15 protein-coding genes and 1 pseudogene are annotated in these 14,937 nt (G+C 67.7%); 12 read left to right on the top strand and 4 right to left on the bottom strand.

The genetic code is table 11. The features are described from left to right. Positions 1-185: 185 nt before the first annotated feature. Positions 186-1,967, bottom strand: a complete 1,782-nt coding sequence (locus tag ACQE3L_RS13825; protein WP_426964452.1) for a histidine kinase N-terminal 7TM domain-containing protein — start codon at positions 1,965-1,967, stop codon at positions 186-188. A 167-nt stretch (positions 1,968-2,134) separates the two neighbouring features. After that, a complete protein-coding gene (locus ACQE3L_RS13820) occupies positions 2,135-3,130 on the bottom strand; it encodes a UbiA family prenyltransferase (RefSeq protein ID WP_426964451.1) in 996 nt (331 codons plus the stop codon). 211 nt (positions 3,131-3,341) lie between these two features. On the opposite strand from ACQE3L_RS13820, the gene ACQE3L_RS13815 reads away from it, so the two are divergent. The 4 genes from ACQE3L_RS13815 (at position 3,342) to ACQE3L_RS13800 (ending at position 4,803) form a co-directional block, all read left to right on the top strand. Further along, positions 3,342-3,617: a hypothetical protein gene (locus ACQE3L_RS13815; RefSeq protein ID WP_426964450.1), complete on the top strand. Its 276-nt coding sequence runs from the start codon at positions 3,342-3,344 to the stop codon at positions 3,615-3,617. Further along, a complete protein-coding gene (locus ACQE3L_RS13810) occupies positions 3,614-4,048 on the top strand; it encodes a type II toxin-antitoxin system VapC family toxin (protein ID WP_426964449.1) in 435 nt (144 codons plus the stop codon). The genes ACQE3L_RS13815 and ACQE3L_RS13810 overlap by 4 nt, the downstream gene beginning before the upstream one ends. A gap of 213 nt (positions 4,049-4,261) precedes the next feature. Beyond that, positions 4,262-4,543 (top strand): ribbon-helix-helix domain-containing protein, encoded by a 282-nt coding sequence (locus ACQE3L_RS13805; protein ID WP_058366418.1) that lies wholly within the window; start codon positions 4,262-4,264, stop codon positions 4,541-4,543. Beyond that, positions 4,540-4,803: a type II toxin-antitoxin system RelE family toxin gene (locus ACQE3L_RS13800; RefSeq protein ID WP_426964535.1), complete on the top strand. Its 264-nt coding sequence runs from the start codon at positions 4,540-4,542 to the stop codon at positions 4,801-4,803. Before ACQE3L_RS13805 ends, ACQE3L_RS13800 begins: the two co-directional genes overlap by 4 nt. Before the next feature lie 33 nt (positions 4,804-4,836). Here the strand turns inward: ACQE3L_RS13800 and ACQE3L_RS13795 are convergent, their stop codons facing one another. After that, positions 4,837-5,067 (bottom strand): DUF8150 family protein, encoded by a 231-nt coding sequence (locus tag ACQE3L_RS13795; protein WP_058366417.1) that lies wholly within the window; start codon positions 5,065-5,067, stop codon positions 4,837-4,839. Between the two features lie 679 nt (positions 5,068-5,746). Here ACQE3L_RS13795 and ACQE3L_RS13790 point away from each other — a divergent pair. From ACQE3L_RS13790 to artA, 8 genes and pseudogenes are all read left to right on the top strand, one after another. After that, a complete protein-coding gene (locus ACQE3L_RS13790; RefSeq protein WP_426964448.1) occupies positions 5,747-8,491 on the top strand; it encodes a DUF7827 domain-containing protein in 2,745 nt (914 codons plus the stop codon). Positions 8,492-8,657: 166 nt separating this feature from the next. Continuing rightward, positions 8,658-9,263, top strand: coding sequence for a DUF7342 family protein (locus ACQE3L_RS13785; RefSeq protein WP_426964447.1), 606 nt, complete (start codon positions 8,658-8,660; stop codon positions 9,261-9,263). Continuing rightward, on the top strand, positions 9,263-9,724 hold the full coding sequence (locus tag ACQE3L_RS13780) for a toxin-antitoxin system TumE family protein (protein ID WP_426964446.1): 462 nt from the start codon (positions 9,263-9,265) through the stop codon (positions 9,722-9,724). The genes ACQE3L_RS13785 and ACQE3L_RS13780 overlap by 1 nt, the downstream gene beginning before the upstream one ends. Positions 9,725-9,869: 145 nt before the next feature. Beyond that, on the top strand, positions 9,870-10,166 hold the full coding sequence (locus ACQE3L_RS13775) for a ribbon-helix-helix domain-containing protein (RefSeq protein ID WP_426964445.1): 297 nt from the start codon (positions 9,870-9,872) through the stop codon (positions 10,164-10,166). An 11-nt stretch (positions 10,167-10,177) separates the two neighbouring features. Continuing rightward, a pseudogene (locus ACQE3L_RS13770) lies at positions 10,178-10,456 on the top strand (type II toxin-antitoxin system RelE family toxin); the annotation flags it as partial. 183 nt (positions 10,457-10,639) lie between these two features. Then, entirely contained in the window at positions 10,640-10,939 is a 300-nt protein-coding gene (locus tag ACQE3L_RS13765; RefSeq protein ID WP_426964444.1) for a type II toxin-antitoxin system HicB family antitoxin, read from the top strand. Continuing rightward, the gene (locus ACQE3L_RS13760; protein WP_426964443.1) at positions 10,936-11,148 is read left to right on the top strand and encodes a type II toxin-antitoxin system HicA family toxin; all 213 of its coding nucleotides are present in this window, start codon (positions 10,936-10,938) and stop codon (positions 11,146-11,148) included. Before ACQE3L_RS13765 ends, ACQE3L_RS13760 begins: the two co-directional genes overlap by 4 nt. Before the next feature lie 210 nt (positions 11,149-11,358). Continuing rightward, on the top strand, positions 11,359-12,327 hold the full coding sequence (gene artA, locus ACQE3L_RS13755) for an archaeosortase A (RefSeq protein WP_426964442.1): 969 nt from the start codon (positions 11,359-11,361) through the stop codon (positions 12,325-12,327). Positions 12,328-13,096: 769 nt separating this feature from the next. Here the strand turns inward: artA and ACQE3L_RS13750 are convergent. After that, on the bottom strand, positions 13,097-14,929 hold the full coding sequence (locus ACQE3L_RS13750) for a glycosyltransferase family 39 protein (RefSeq protein WP_426964441.1): 1,833 nt from the start codon (positions 14,927-14,929) through the stop codon (positions 13,097-13,099). Positions 14,930-14,937 lie beyond the last annotated feature (8 nt).

The following is a 14,937-nucleotide window of genomic DNA, read 5'->3' as shown; positions in this document are numbered from 1 at the left end:
GCTCTCCCGCAGACAGAACCGGGTCCGTGGCAGATCCTGCTACGCTGGACGGCACCACCCGGAACGACCTAGCCGGCTCGACCGCACCGCGTCCTCGTACCTCCCCAGCCCCGGTCGCGGCCGCTGAAAGGGGCTCGGCGGTTCGCGTGCACGCTCGGCATGCGCCGCACGCCGACGGACGGGGATCAGCCGTCCGACTGGTCGGGGGTGCCGGCCTCCGCAGTCTCGTCGCTGTCGCCGTCCTCGCTGTCTTGACCGTCTCCGCCGTCCTCGTCGTCCGTCGGCCCGGGAAGCGTCGGGACCTCGACGGTGACGACCGCGCCGTCGCCGCCCGGGCGGTCCGCCATCTCCATGCGGCCGCCCGCCAGGTCGGTGCCCCACTTCACCAGCCAGAGGCCGAGACCGCTCCCGTGTTCGAGGGGCGACTCGCGCCCCCGGTCGATGACGGCCCACTCCTCCGCGTCGATCCCCGGACCGTCGTCCGCGACCGCAACGTGGACCCAGCCGTCGACGACCGCGGTCGTCACCCACGCGGTCGGGTTCGGCTCGTCGTTGTGGCTGATCGCGTTTGTCAGCAGTTGCTCGACGACCACGTCGAGCGAGGCGGCGACGTGGACGCCCTCCGGGGTCGGGCCGAGTTCGACCGTCGCGTCGGGGTACCGGTCCCGGGTCCGATCGGTCGCGTTCGCGAGCAGCGGCCCGACCGGCGTCGGATCGAGGGGGTCGGCCTCCTCGGAGAACATCGACGCGATCGACCGCGTCCGCTCGCTGAGCTGGAGGATCCGGCTCGCGCTCTCCTGGATCACCCCGGCGGATTCGGCGTGTTCTGGGTCTTCCCCGACCACGCTCGCGTAGCCGTGGATGAGGTTCGTCTCCGTCCGGATGTTGTGTCTGAGCACGCGGTCCAACACGTCGAGCCGCTGCTGCTGCCGGAGGTAGGCGCCCACGTCGTGATAGGTGACGACGCGTCCCACCTGCCGGTTCCGCGAGTCGGAAAGCGGCGTCACGGTCACGTCGTAGGGGCGCCAGCCGTCGGTCCCCTCGATGGTGAGTCGCTCGGTGTCGTCGTCCGCCTCCGGTAAGCGGTCGTAGGCCGGGACCACCGCGGCCGCGGGGCGGCCGAGCGCGTCGGTCGGGTCGAGCCCCAGCGCCGTTTCCGCGTCCCGGTTGTAGTCGACGACGTAGCCGTGGTTGTCGATCACCACGGCCGCCTCGTGGACCTGGTCGAAGACGTAGCGACGCGCGCGCGGCATCGCGGAGGGGCTCGTCCGGAGCAGCCGGAAGCGCGTGAGCGCGCCGAGGTACGCGACGCCCGTGACCGCGAAGCTGAGCGGCGTCGGGTCGAACCCCGCCAGCGCGTCCGGGGCGGCGCCCACCAGGTGGAGGGCGTTCGTCGTCCACGGCGCCAGCGTGCCGACGATGAGCGCGGCGCTTTGCGCCTTGAACGCCCGCGCTTCGTCGCGGACGAGCTGCAGCAGGGGGATCGTGCCGAACAGTCCCAGCAGGTAGGTGTACCCGGCCGTGACGTAGTACCAGACGCCGGGTGCGGTGCCGACGAAGTCGCCGAACGCGGTCGACTCGATCCACCGGTCACGGAGGAGGAGGCCGTAGGGGTCGCCGCTCGCGGCGAGCAGCACGGTGACCGCCGGGACGACACAGAGCGCGGCCACGGTCTTCCGCGTGACGAGGCGGTCGCGACCGGTGTACTCCAGCGCGAACACCAGCCACGCCACCGGGATGGCGACGACGCCGACCCACTGCACGTCGTACCAGAAGGCCTTCGCGGCGAGCGTCTCCGCCTGGAGCTCGAAGACCAGGAACACGGCCCACCACGCCTGCCCCGAAAGCAGCACGGCCAGCGGGGCCGCTCCGGGCTCCGGCCGCTCGCGCCACGCGACGATGGCAGCGGCCACGCCGACGATCACGGCGACCGTCACGACGGCCCGGAGCGGTGCGATCGGAAACACGACATCCGTCCCCTCGTCGCGAAGGGGTTTAATTCTCTTGTCACCGAGAAAAACGTACCAGACGAGCGGCGTGTTCTTTCGCGGCCGCGGATCGAAGTCAGGGGGCGGCCGTTCCTTCCCCGGCGGTCGACCGCCACCGCTGCCGTCGCCGCTCCTGCCGCCGCCGCTCAGCCGAGCAGGAGGAGCGCGGCCGCGGCCACGAGGTAGCTGCACTCGGGGGCGACTCCGAGGAGGCGGCGTTCCCTGACGCGGCCGACGAGCCCGGTGGTCGCGAGCGAGACGGTCACGCCCGCGAGCAGCGCGGCGACGTGGACCGGGGCGAGCAGGTCCGCGGCTCCGGCGGCCGCGATCAGCGCGACGACGGTCCCGTCGACGAGGTACAGCGTTCGGCGCGTGCGGCGGACGCCCAGCGCGGTCGGCAGGGTGGCGACGCCCGCCTCGCGGTCGGCGCGCACGTCGCGGACGTTGGGCACCTCCACGTCGACGAACGAGCGCAGGAGGAAGTAGGCGAAGACGACCGCCGCGACGGGCGCGACCGCGGTGCCGAGACCGGCGAAAGTCGGGGATCCCTCGACCGCGGGCGCGGCGAACGCCAGCGGGAGGAGGGTGAGCGCGGTCGCCCACGCGAGCGCGACGACGAGCGAGTTGACGAGGAGCACGTCCTTCAGCCGGGGGACGCGCTCGGCGACGCCCGGGAGCGCGTCTCCGACCGTCGGCAGCCAGTCGGAGGCGTAACAGACCCAGCAGACGCCGGGCAGGAGGGTGATCGCGAGCGCGAGCGGGCCGCCGAACAGCGCGACGGCGACGGCGAGCCCGTACGCGAGCGCGGCCGCGGCCGTGAACAGGTCGGCGTGTCTGCGGGCGGCGGCGGCCCGCGCGGGCGTGGAGGCGGCGTCGGCCTCGGCGTCGGCAACGTGGTCGGTGGCGTACACCGCGAAGGCGACGAGGCCCACCACCGCGGGCGCGGGCGAGAGCGGGACGCCCAGCAGCGCGGTGGCGACCAGCGTCTCCACGACGGCGACGAGCGCGACGAAGACGGGGCCCTCGAGGAACGCGGCCGCGAGGCGGCGCGCCCTCGCTGCGGCGAGCGTGGTGATCGACGGACGATGCGCGGCTGTCGGACCGTCGCTGTCGGGCGACGGCGGGTTCGGTTGCGTAGCCATGGTCGTATGCGACCGAGCGGTTTCGACGCTCGGACGCTACGATCATGCTGTGCCCGGTTCGGAATAAACGCCGAGGGAGGTGGTCCGGTCTGGCGGTCCGGTCCGAGGAGGGCACGGTCGCGTCCGTCGACTCCGTGTGACCATGCTCGATGGTCCGACGGGTCACAGGGCCGGTTGGAGGATTTATGACTCAGTAGAACGTTCTACCGTTATGAGCACGTCCGTCAAGATGGACGAGTCGACGAAGTCCCGGTTGGAGGAGCTGCAGGCGGAAATCCGTCTGGAGGCCGGCGTTCGTGTCACGCAACAGGAGTTGCTCGCGCGTATCGTCGGGGAGGCGTACGATTCGCGGGCGGAGCTGATCGACTCGTTCCGCGAGTCCGAGCCGGACGCGTCCGCGGCGGAGCGCGAGGCGTTTCACGACGGCCAGATCGCCTCGGGGAAGCGGACGCGGGAGTCGGACATCGACGAGGAGCTGTACGGGTGAGCGTCCTCGTCGACACGGGCGTGTTCTACGCGCATCACGACCGTGACGCCGCCCGACACGACGCCGCGGTCGCGATGATGGACGAACTGCTTGATGGCGCGTACGGGCGCGTGTACGCGACCGAGTACGTGTACGACGAGACGGTCACGCTGACGCGGTCGCGGACGGGGTCGTTCGATGCGGCGAAGACGGTCGGGGACCGGATCCGCGGTGCGGGGCGGTTTCCCGATGTCGTCGAGCTCCTGATCTCGGATCCGCCGGCCTTCGACCGGACTGTCGAGGCGTTCGAGCGCTATCGGGATCACGACCTGAGTTTCACCGACGCGAACCTGATCGCGCACTGCGAGCGCGGCGACGCGGACGCGGTCGTGAGCTTCGACGACGACTTCGACGGGATCGTCGACCGGGTCGAACCGACCGCTGAGGGATAGCGTCTCATCGGAGTCGGCTGTCGCGGTCGTCAGTCCTCGACGGAAACCGGAACTCGCGTCGCGCGCTCGTGGGCGGCGTACTCCTCGGAGAAAGCGCCGTCTCGCGGGCGGACTGGATCCCCGAGTGCGTACGAACGTTCCCTTGACACGACCGTGACCGTGGTTGGACCGTTGAGAGGAATTCTTTTGTGTATCACCGTTGTATCACAGCCCATGAGCACCGACACGGACGCGGGGGACAACCGAATGGAGAAGATCAACGTCCGAGTGCCGGAGGGGCTTCTGGCTCGGATCGATGAGGAGTGGGAGCGGCGCGGGTATTCCTCGAAGTCGGAGGCGATCCGCGACGCCCTTCGCAGTTGGGTGGAGCCGTCGACGCGGCTCTCGGAGGAGACGCTCGACGACTTGGAGCGGAGCCGCGAGCAGGTCGAACGCGGCGCGACGCACGACGCGGACGAGGTGCGGGAGCGACTCGGGCTCGCGGACGAGGACTGACGCGGGTCGAGTACACGGAGCAGGCGGTCGAGCACCTCGAAAAACACGACCAACAGGTCGCCGACCGCGTGATGAACAAGGTCGACGAGGCGACCGAGTGGACCGACCACCGTCTCGAACCACTCGCGGGCTACCCCTACTACAAACTCCGGGCCGGGGACTACCGGGCGATCATCACCTGGGACCGGTCGAACGATCGTCTCATTGTCGAAGCGGTGGGGCATCGCCGGAACGTGTACGACCGCTATCTCCCGCCCTGAGGAGTCCGCTTTCGGCGGTCGCGACCGCGGTCGTCACTCCTCGCCCGACCGCGAGCCTCGAGTCGAGCGCTCGCGGGCGGCGTACTCCTCGGGAGAGAGCTCCGTCTCGCGGGCGGACTGCAGCTGCGAGTCGATGAGGACGTTCCCCTGGCGTGACCACTCCGCGTCGTCGTGGGTCCGGACGGACGCGGCCCAGGAGATGACGAACGCTCGACGTTCGCGGGCGTTGTCCGCGACCAGCTCGTCACGTTCCTCGGCGTTCATCGTCGTCCCGTTTCACGCCGAATCGGTCGACGTATCGGTCGGGTCGCTCCGTGGGAAGGGAAGCCGTTCGGCGACCGTCTCGGAGCGATGCGTCGCGTCCGTTCCTCGAACTCGCGGAGTCATGCCGATGACTCTTCGCGGACGCGTCGCTCGCGTGCGCGAGCGTCTAGACGTGTGTCGGCCCCTCCGCAGTCCGCTCCGCAGTAGCGGACGCCGCTGACGCCGTCCGGGATCGCGCGAGCTGAATCCCTGTCCGCAAACACGCGAGGTCCGCGACGCCGATGTCCGGGAGGCTGCCGCACATCCCCGCGACCGCGTCCGGCGCCGCGACGCCCGCGTCCCAGCCCGCGGCCGCGATTCTCACCCCCGAGCTGCCTGATTCGCGCCGTCTTCAGTCGGCCACGCGTCGGACGGGCCACAAAGTACTTATGGGAAATCCCGCCGAAACGGCTCTACCCCCCGGATTCGGGCGTGTGAAGGCGTCACACGATAGGTCATTCAACACAAAGTATTTATAACGAGGTGCGTTTGTTCCGTCCGTACCCCTACCCATGGTGGCAGCAGCGAGTATCCCTGACCGAGTCCGGCCGGAACGCGACGACGATGTTGGTGCCGATGGCGGGCGTTCGGTCAAGGTTGGGAGAAAGGTCCTGTCGCCGGATGCAACAACTAACTAAACATGACAAGCGAAAACACAAACTATCGCACGAAGGGACGCGCAGTGTTCCTGGCTGCGATTATGGTTCTGTCCGTGTTCGCAGTCCCGCTCTCTTTCGCGGGCGGTGCTGCAGCATGGCAGATCGAAGACTCTTCCAGCAGCATCGTTGCTACACCCAACGATGCAGGCGCAGACGCACAGCACAATGTTACGTTCGGCATTAACAACAGTTCCCAGGTACTAACCGACGGGAATGTCTCTGACATTTACGTCGATTACTCCGCTGGAAGTGCTGAGCCAAACGTCGATACGTCGATCTCTTCCAACGATGTCTCTGTATTCGTTGACGGTTCAGAGATCACCGATTTCGACGTTGATGCTCAGGACAATGCCATTCTGATCACTCTCACCGATGAGTACGATCTCAACGGGTCGAGTGCATCGAACATCGAGGTGACGCTCAACGACAACGCCGACCCTGGTGACGCTAACAGTGCTGGTGACATGATCACCAACCATCAGAGCGACGGTACGTACGATGTTGATGTCGCTCTGAATACTGGTGAATCCAGTGCTGCAACTGGTCTGGCAAGCGGTGCCGACGATAGTGCGACGCTCGAACTCGCAATCGGCCAGACTCTGGACGGTAGCGAGTCCGACGAGGACATCGCCAACCAGTACGGCGTTGACGCTGCCTACGACTACACGGAAATCGGTGACGAGATCGTCTGGCAGGGCCAGTCGTTCGCGGTCTACAACGTCACTGAGAACCGTCAGATCCAGCTCCGTGAGCGTACGGGGACGGACAGCTACTCGACCCGCGTCCAGCGAACGAGTGACGGCAACGGTGTCGTGGTTTTCAACTCCGCGAACCGTAACGAGGCAGTCTTCCAGGTCCGTGATCCTGACGCTGCGGAGGCGAGCGACGACTTCGACATCGTCGTGCAGGATCTGACTGCTGACTTCGGCTCGGACACGGTCGACAACGAGGGCAGCGGCTCCGAGGTCGACCTTGATCTGGAGTCCAACCGTGGCGAGTTCACCGTCAACGTGACTGAGGCCGACGGTGACCTCTCCGCTGAGGAACTCGAGATGATCTTCGACGACACGGGTCTGACGGTGTCCAACGACACTGAGAACGACCGTGTCACGATCGAGGGCGTCTCGGGTGGCAGTACGTACACGACGAACTTCTCCGGTATCGAGGCTGCGGACTACGACCTCGAATATACCGTGATCGACACGACTGCGGAAGATTCGAACTCCATCACTGTTGAGGAAGTCTCGGAAGGCGAGACATCCTTCGCGCAGAACACGGTGACTGAGGAACGCGGTGACTACGTTGAGTACACTATCGAAGTTACTGGTGCTTCCGACACGGCACAGGTTGTCCTTGGCAACCTTGAGGAGGACGGCTACCAGTACAACGCCACCGTCGAGGACGGCAACGACGACGGTGAAGTGACGCTCCGCTTCAACACGTACAAGGCGGGCGATGGCACTGGTGACGATCTGCTCACTGCTGTTCACGATGACGACGAGGTAACTTCCCAGAACGAGCACGGCGATGTCGAGATCTCCGGTCTCATCAGTGCTGGTGACTACGACACCTACGTGCTTGCAGGAAGTAACAACGACTACTCCGATGTCATCGACAATTCGGACGATGTCATGCTGGTCACGTTGTCCGAGCGGTCCACGGACGGCATGACTATCTGGACTGCCCCGAAGGGCACCGCGGGTGACTACGAGGAGCTTGAGGACATCACGACGGCCGTCGAAGAGGGTGACCTCACAGAGACCTCCGACGTTGCGAAGGAGGACCTCGTGGTTCACCAGATCGACGCGACCGGTCTTGCCGGCGCCCTTGGCGCTGAAGAGAGCGGTGTTGTCACTGAGGACTTCCTCGCTGCGGTTGACAACGACAACTTCGAGCTCGCAATCGAGCAGAACAACCCGCGTCAGAACCGCCAGCCGATCACGCTGAACCTCTCGCAGTCGGAGAACGCCATCTCGGTTATCGCCGACAGTGAGAACGACAGCTACTACCTGGTTCTGAACACGAATAATGCCCAGTGGGACCGTGGAAGCAGTACCACGGACCAGGGCATCAGTTCGAGCGATCTCAACATGCGTGACGGTGCGTCCTTCGACGCCACCTTCACGGTGAACGACTCCGCCCTGCTCGGTCTGGACGACCGCGACACGGCTCCGGACGAAGAGGACCAGGAAGCCGTTACTGGAACCTTCACGCTGAACGACCGCGAGGGTAGCTTCGATAGCGACCCCGTCGAGGTCGAGGCTGCCTCCGACCAGCAGATCACGGGCACGACGACCGTCGCGCCTGGCTCCGAGATCACCGTCCGCGCAAGCGCGACGGAGGATACTGAGCCGCGCTTCGTCAAGACGCAGACTGTGACTGTTGCTGAGGACCGTACGTGGAGCACCACGATGGACTTCAGTGAACAGGCTGCCGAGGACACCTTCGAGGCTCGCATTAGCGGCGCCGTGCCGCGTGTGACCGTCGACGGTGTCGTCGTTGAGTCCGTCTCCGAGGACACTACGGAAGAGGAAACCACGGAGGAAACCACGGAGGAGACCACCGAGGAAACCACCGAGGAGACCACCGAGGAAACCACCGAGGAGACGACCGAGGAGCCTGAGGAGACGACCACGACGTCCGACGACACGCCCGGCTTCGGCGCCGTCGTCGCGCTCGTCGCGCTCGTCGCCGCCGCGCTGCTCGCGACTCGCCGCCGTCCCTAACACGGACGCCTAACCACTGACCCGCGAGGGTCGGTCCCGATTTGCAGCCCATTTTTCGCACCGCGCTCACCGACCGCGTAGCGGCGACGCTCGCGATCTGGACCTGGTTGGGACAACTATGCGTTTTCGGGAGTAGATATTTCTTCCTGGAGCTTGGATCACGGATATGGTCGAGCACGAGGAGCCGTGGTCCGGGTCCGTGAACGAGGCGGTCGTCGAGGAGTGGTGCGCGGAGACGACGCCCTTCGAGCGCGTGCACGAGGTCCTTCGCTCGACGACCGAGCCCGCGTACGCGAGTGCGTTCGCGGACCGCGCCCGCGTGAGCGAGCCGACCGCTCGGACGCACCTCGAGACGCTGGCCGACACCGGCGTCGCGACCGCGGTCCCGACCGGTCGCGGGACGAAGTACGTCCGATCACGGGAGAGCCTCGCGATGGAGCGCGTCCGCGACCTCCACGAGCGACTCTCGCGAGAGGAGCTGACCGCGGGCATCCGCGACGTTCGCGACCGCCTCGCGGCGTACGCCGACCGGCACGACGCCGCCGGCCCGGACGACCTCGCGCTCCGGCTGTCGGGCGACGACGAGGCCGGATGGACCGCGGTGAGCGACTGGCGCGCGCTCGAGCGCGACCTCGCGGTCGCACAAGCCGCGCTGGCGCTGTACGACTTCGACCCCGACGACAGGCCGACCGACCGCGGATCGCACGCGGACGAGGACCGCGACTCACGCGGTGCGCTCGCTGACGACCGCGACCGCGGCGCGACGGCCTGATGGCGTCCGGAATCGATCCGACGGAGCTCTCGGCGGCCGTCGGCGGCCCCGATTACGGCGCGATGGAGCTGATTCGTGACCGGTGTTTCGCTCGGGACCCACTCGTCGACGACGTTTCCTTCGACGACCCGATTTCGCCTCGCGAACTGCAGGTGCGGTTCGTAGACGGCTTCGACGGTGCCGACACCGCACGACTGGACGTGACGTGGTACGCGGGCGGCGCGTATCGGTTTCACTACGTCGACGAAGCGATCAACTGGCGGTTCGACCGTCACCCGAACCCGCATTCTCCCGAGAAGCATTTCCACGAGCCACCGGACGCGGACTCGGAGACTGCTGTCGCCTCGTGTATCACCGTCGAGGAACCGGTACTCGTCGCCCGTGCAGTCCTGCAGCTCTGGCGTCGAGCGTACGAAACGGGGTCGCTCGCGGAGCTGAATACGGCAGAGAACCCGCCCTGAACCGAGAATCGGAACGAAGCGCACGCGGTACTACTGAGCCGTCACCTGCGCGCGACACCGGTTCGTGCCGGATTTCGCGGTCCCCATCGCCCGGAAGCCACCGCGGACGAACGCTTATGCATACACGCACGTAAAGCATGAGCATATGTCGAACGCCGAATCAGGCGGTGGCGACGGCAGCGGGCCCGAGATGGTACAGATCAACCTCCGGCTGAGCGAGGCGTTCCTCGAGGACATCGACGCGACGTGGCGCGAGGAGGGGTTCAACTCGCGCAGCGAGTTCCTCCGATACGTCGCCCGGGACGCGGTGAAACACCCCGAGTTCTCCCGGGAGGGATGGAAGTCCATCGCGACCAGTGAGCACGAGCTGCGCTCCGGCGCGGAACTCGTCACTCGTGAGGAGGTCGTCGAACTGATGGACCGAAACGAGGACGACGAGTAGCCTGGAGGGCGAGTGATGGTGACTGGACCTGATCGTTCTCGCCCCGCGCTGCCGACCAGTTCGCGACCCTCGACGCGCACGTACAGGATCGACTCGTCAGCAAACTCGACGAGATCGTGTCGTCACCGTGGCGCGAGCCTTCGGAGTTCTTGGAGCCACTGACGGGCGGTCCGTTCTCGAAACTGCGCGTGGGGCAGTACCGGCTCGCCTGTACGCTGAACCGCGAGGGCGGTGTTCTGGAAGTGCATCGGATCGAACATCGGAGCGGCGCCTACACCGCGGACGACTGACACCGAGCGCGATGGTGGCCGATCCGGGAGTGTTTAGATACGCTGATCCCCTGCGAAGGCGATACGCTGATCCCCTGCGAAGGCGAACGCTTGCAGCCAATTTTCAGCGCTACGTACCTCAGCGCGGCGCGCGCCCGCGGTCGCGCCCGAACCCTTTTGCCCGGGAACGAACTATCGAGAGCCATGAGCACCGACACGGGCGATGACGGCGAGAAACCGTCCCCCCCGTCCCACATCACGCTGGAACGCTCCGCGGACGGCGAGGCGTGGATCGTCACCGACCGGGAGACGGGCGTGACGACGCAGGGCGAGACCCGCGAGCACGCCCTGGAGATGATCGACGAGGCGGTCGCGCTCCACACCGGTGCGGCCGGCGAGCCGGTCACTGACGAGGACCTCCGGGAGTGGGGTCTCGACCCCGAGTCGGTCCCCGACGAGGCCGGCGTTCCGGACGTTCCGTGGTTCGACGCGGACGAGGAATGACTCGGCGGCAGTTCACGGGACAAGAGGTCGCTGCCGTCCTCATCGACAACGGATACCGTCCGGTGGACCGAACGGGGAGCCACTGCAAGCTCCGGTACGGACACCCCGAGACCGGCGAGATCCGAACCGGGACACTTCGGAACATTGCGGACCAGTGTGGGGCACTCGACTTCGATGCGTTCTGTGTGTGGATCGATCGAAATAGCTGATCGCAGTCTTTCGCCGCCGAACCGCTCCGTTCGAGCGCTCCGTCTCCTCGGAACCGGTCGTTGGACCGGCACACGACCCACTATTGAAGTCCCGCACTGAAACGGAGGCGTTGGTAGCGGGTGGCCCGAGCCCGTGGCCCCTTCGCTACTGAGCGCCTCCGACGCACGCAACGATAAGGGCTTTACGCGCGCCGGCCCTCGATTCGCGTGATGCAGAGCGGCGTCACGGAGGCGGTCTTCACCGCGGTTCCGGACACGTTCACGTTCGCGTGGATCGTCGCGGTCCTGTTCGGGATCGCGGCGCTTTTGGACTATCGCGGGAGCGACCGCGGCCGCGATCTGGCGGCCGCGGCGTGGGGACTGTTCGGCCTCTTCTGGCTGTACATGGTCCCCTACTTCGCGTTCGAGCACCAGAGCTACGTCGAGAGCATCCTCGCGCTCGTCGGCGCGCCCGCGTGTGCGTACGCGGGCCTGTTGCTGTACCGCGGCCGCAGCTCGCTGTTCGTGCTCACCCGCGCGGTCGGGCTGATGCTGTTCATCTACCTGCCGTTCGAGACGATCCCCGCGGTCACGGTCGCGGGCGCGACGCTGCCCGCGCCGCGGCAGGTGCTCATCGAGATCGTCGCCGACCAGACCGGCTTCCTGATCGACCTGCTCGGCTACGACCCCGAGCGCGTGACCAGCACCGAGGGGTACGACGCCGCCTTCAGGTGGGTGCTTCCGGACGGGCACGTCGTCCGCATCTCCGTCGTGCTGGCGTGTACCGGCATCGGGAGCATGGCCATCTTCGGCGGGCTCGTGGGCGCGGTGAGCGCGCCCCTGAACCGCAAGCTCCGCGCGCTCGCGGTGTCGCTGCCGATCATCTACGTGCTGAACATCCTCCGCACGACGTTCATCACGGTCGTCGCGGGCAACCAGTACATGCACTGGTACCCCGAGCTCGTGTTGGCGATGTTCGGCGCCTCGGACCCCTACCGGGTGTCCTTCTTCGTCTCCGACCGGATCATCAGCCAGCTGCTCGCGGTCGTCGCGCTGGTCGGGATCACCTACCTCGTCGCCCGAGAGCTGCCCGAGCTCGTGGTCGTCCTGGAGGACGTGCTCTACATCCTCACCGGCGAGGAGCACGACCTGACCGAGTCGCTGGACCTGCCCCGCGAGCCGACCAACCGGCGGTCGTAGAGAAGACGGCGCTGTACGTCGCTTTTTCCTCACCGGTCGAGCGTACTGCTGCGCTCATCGTGCACACGCTGAACGCCCTCGACCGCGCTCGCGGCTTCCGCGCTGCTCCGACCGCGGGCGGGTTCCACCGGAAATCGGAGATTTCCGAGCAGCCAGCGTGCGGTAGCGCGCTGGCAACCCCACGCGCGCTGGGCACGGGACAACCGGCGGGGCGATGCGCCGCGGCCGGGACGATCAGGCTGCACTCACGGCGGGAGTTCTGCCCCATCCGCGAAAAACGCTCGGCCGGCCGTGCGGTCGGCGCGCGCGAGCAACGCGCGCGAGGTCGCCGGCGCGCTACTGCACGCCGGCTGCTCGAAAATCTCCGATTTTCGGTGGAGGTCGCGGGCCGGGCGCGCTACGGTTCCGCGCCCGGCCCGCGGCCGAGGTTGGGGAGGCGTGAGGCTGCGGTGCGGTCGCGGTGGGTGGGACTGAAAGGGGCAGCCGGCTCGATCCGGCCCCGGCGCCTCAAGCACCGCAGCGGGCGGTGCGGAGAGCGAGGAGCGCAGAGCGTGCCGCGGCCGGTCGAGCAGGCTGGGGCTTTCTGGGTGTTGCTGTCAGGAGCAGCAGGATCTGCGACAGAAACAAAAAACGCGTCGTACGGAGAGCCGGCTGGGTCTTTCCGGGTGGTACCGTCTCGATCAGCAGGATCGACAGCAGTTCCAGAAACGCCGTACAGAGCGTCGACAGAAACGTCCGCAGCGTCGCCCGGACCGCTCATCAGCGCCGGTCAGAACGGCGGGTCGCGGTCCGCCTCGCACTCGCCGGTCCGTTCCAGGATCAGGGTGTACTGGTTCGGGCGGAGCTCCTGCTCGTCGGCGTACTGGTCCGTCTGCGGGACGACGCCGTAGGGGAGAAGGTCCGTCACGGAGCCGGGCGTCGCGCGCTGGGGGACGAACTCCGGCGGTCGGGGGCCGAACTCGGCGACGATCTCGTAGTTCGTCTCCTCGTGGACCAGGTCCTCGATGAACCACCGCTGGATCGGGCCGGTTCGGTAGTAGGAGTCCTCCTTCAGGTACAGCAGGTCGCGGTAGCCCACCTGCACGTACTCGGGGCAGTGGACCATCTCCGCGTCGCCCGGCTGCGCGACGTGGTTGACGCGGGCGTCGTACGGGACCGCGGTGTCCTGGAAGTCGACGCGGTACACCTCGATCGCGTCGTTCGGACCGGCCTCCGCCTCCAGCCACGCCTCCGCGTTGTCGCGGGGCATGTCCGCGTAGCCGCCGACGCCGACCGCGGCGTACGCGCCGCTCGTGATCAGCAGCGCCGCGATGAGGGGTCGGACGACCGCGGGCCGGGACTCCCTGAGCGCGAGCAGTCGCTCGCCGACCACGAGCGCGATCAGGGGGAACGTCGGCAGCAGGTGGTGGACCCGGAAGTCGTGCCACGCCGAGAACAGCAGCAGGTACGCGAACAGGGCGGTCAACACCAGCGCGGTGCCGTCGACGCCGGCGTCGCGGCGTCGGAGCGAGGCGACGCTCGCGAGGGTCCCCACGAGCCCCGCGGCGAACAGCGGGAGCGAGAGCCCGCTGAAGTAGCCGCGGAGGAACCACCACCAGATCGGGGCGTCGGGGCCGGTCGTGTGGGTCGCCCGCGCGGTCGAGCCGCCGAAGATCCGGGTGACGACCTCACCGACCTCGCCGACCAGCGCCGTCGGAAACCCGAGGACGATGCCGAGAAAGCCCGCGAACGCGGCTCCGAGGAACAGCTTCGGCCGCCACAGCGCCGCACGCGGGCCGGCGGTCGGTCCGTCGGTGTCGCCCGCGGCGCCCTGGCGGGCCTCCTCGCGGACCCGCCGCGCCCGGAGGACGTACGCGGCGCCGACGACGAGCACGACCGGCGCCGCGGTGAGCTTGAAGGCGATGGCGACCCCGCCGGCCGCGCCCGCGAGCACGAACAGTCCGCCGTCGTCCGTCTGCACGTAGCGCAGCCCGAGGTACAGCGCCAGCAGGACGAAGAACAGCGCCGGCATGTCCTCGCCGCCCTCGTGGGCGATGGTGAGGAAGCCGAACGTGAGCGTCAGGAGGAGGGCGGCGAGGTCGCCGGTCGTGCGGTCGTACGCGGCCGCGCCGATCCGGTAGGTGAGGTAGACGCACCCGAGCGCGAACGCGACGTTGGTCAGCCGGACCAACAGGATGGAGGCGGTCCAGACCCATTCGGGCAGCGTCTGCCACGCGCCGTAGAAGCCGAACTCCCACGCCGGGAACCCGAGCGCGGCGAACGCCTCCCACTCGCCGAGCAGCGCGGCCGCGAGCACCACGGGCAGCAGCACGAGCGCGTACAGGTGGAACGTCGCGCCGAAGGGGACGCGGCTCCAGGCGACGCCCTCCCGCAGCGAGGCGAGGCTGGGCTCGTCGATGACCCGACCGTACGCCACCAGCACGTCGAGGATGCGGCTCTTCTCGTCGCGCGTGGCGAAGTTCGGGACGCGGTGCCAGATCCAGAAGGTGCAGAGTCCGGCCGCGAGCAGCAGGACGTAGGGGAGGTAGGCGTCCTCGCGGAGGTCGGTCAGGACCTGCCGTCTGGCCCGGTGGAGGTAATCGCCGGGCGAGAAACGCGTCATGGATCCGG

It is taken from the genome of Haloparvum alkalitolerans (assembly GCF_050122995.1).
Lineage (GTDB): Archaea > Halobacteriota > Halobacteria > Halobacteriales > Haloferacaceae > Haloparvum > Haloparvum alkalitolerans.
The sequence above is the reverse complement of the archived record's forward strand: the minus strand, read 5'-3'. Positions and strand labels throughout refer to the sequence as shown.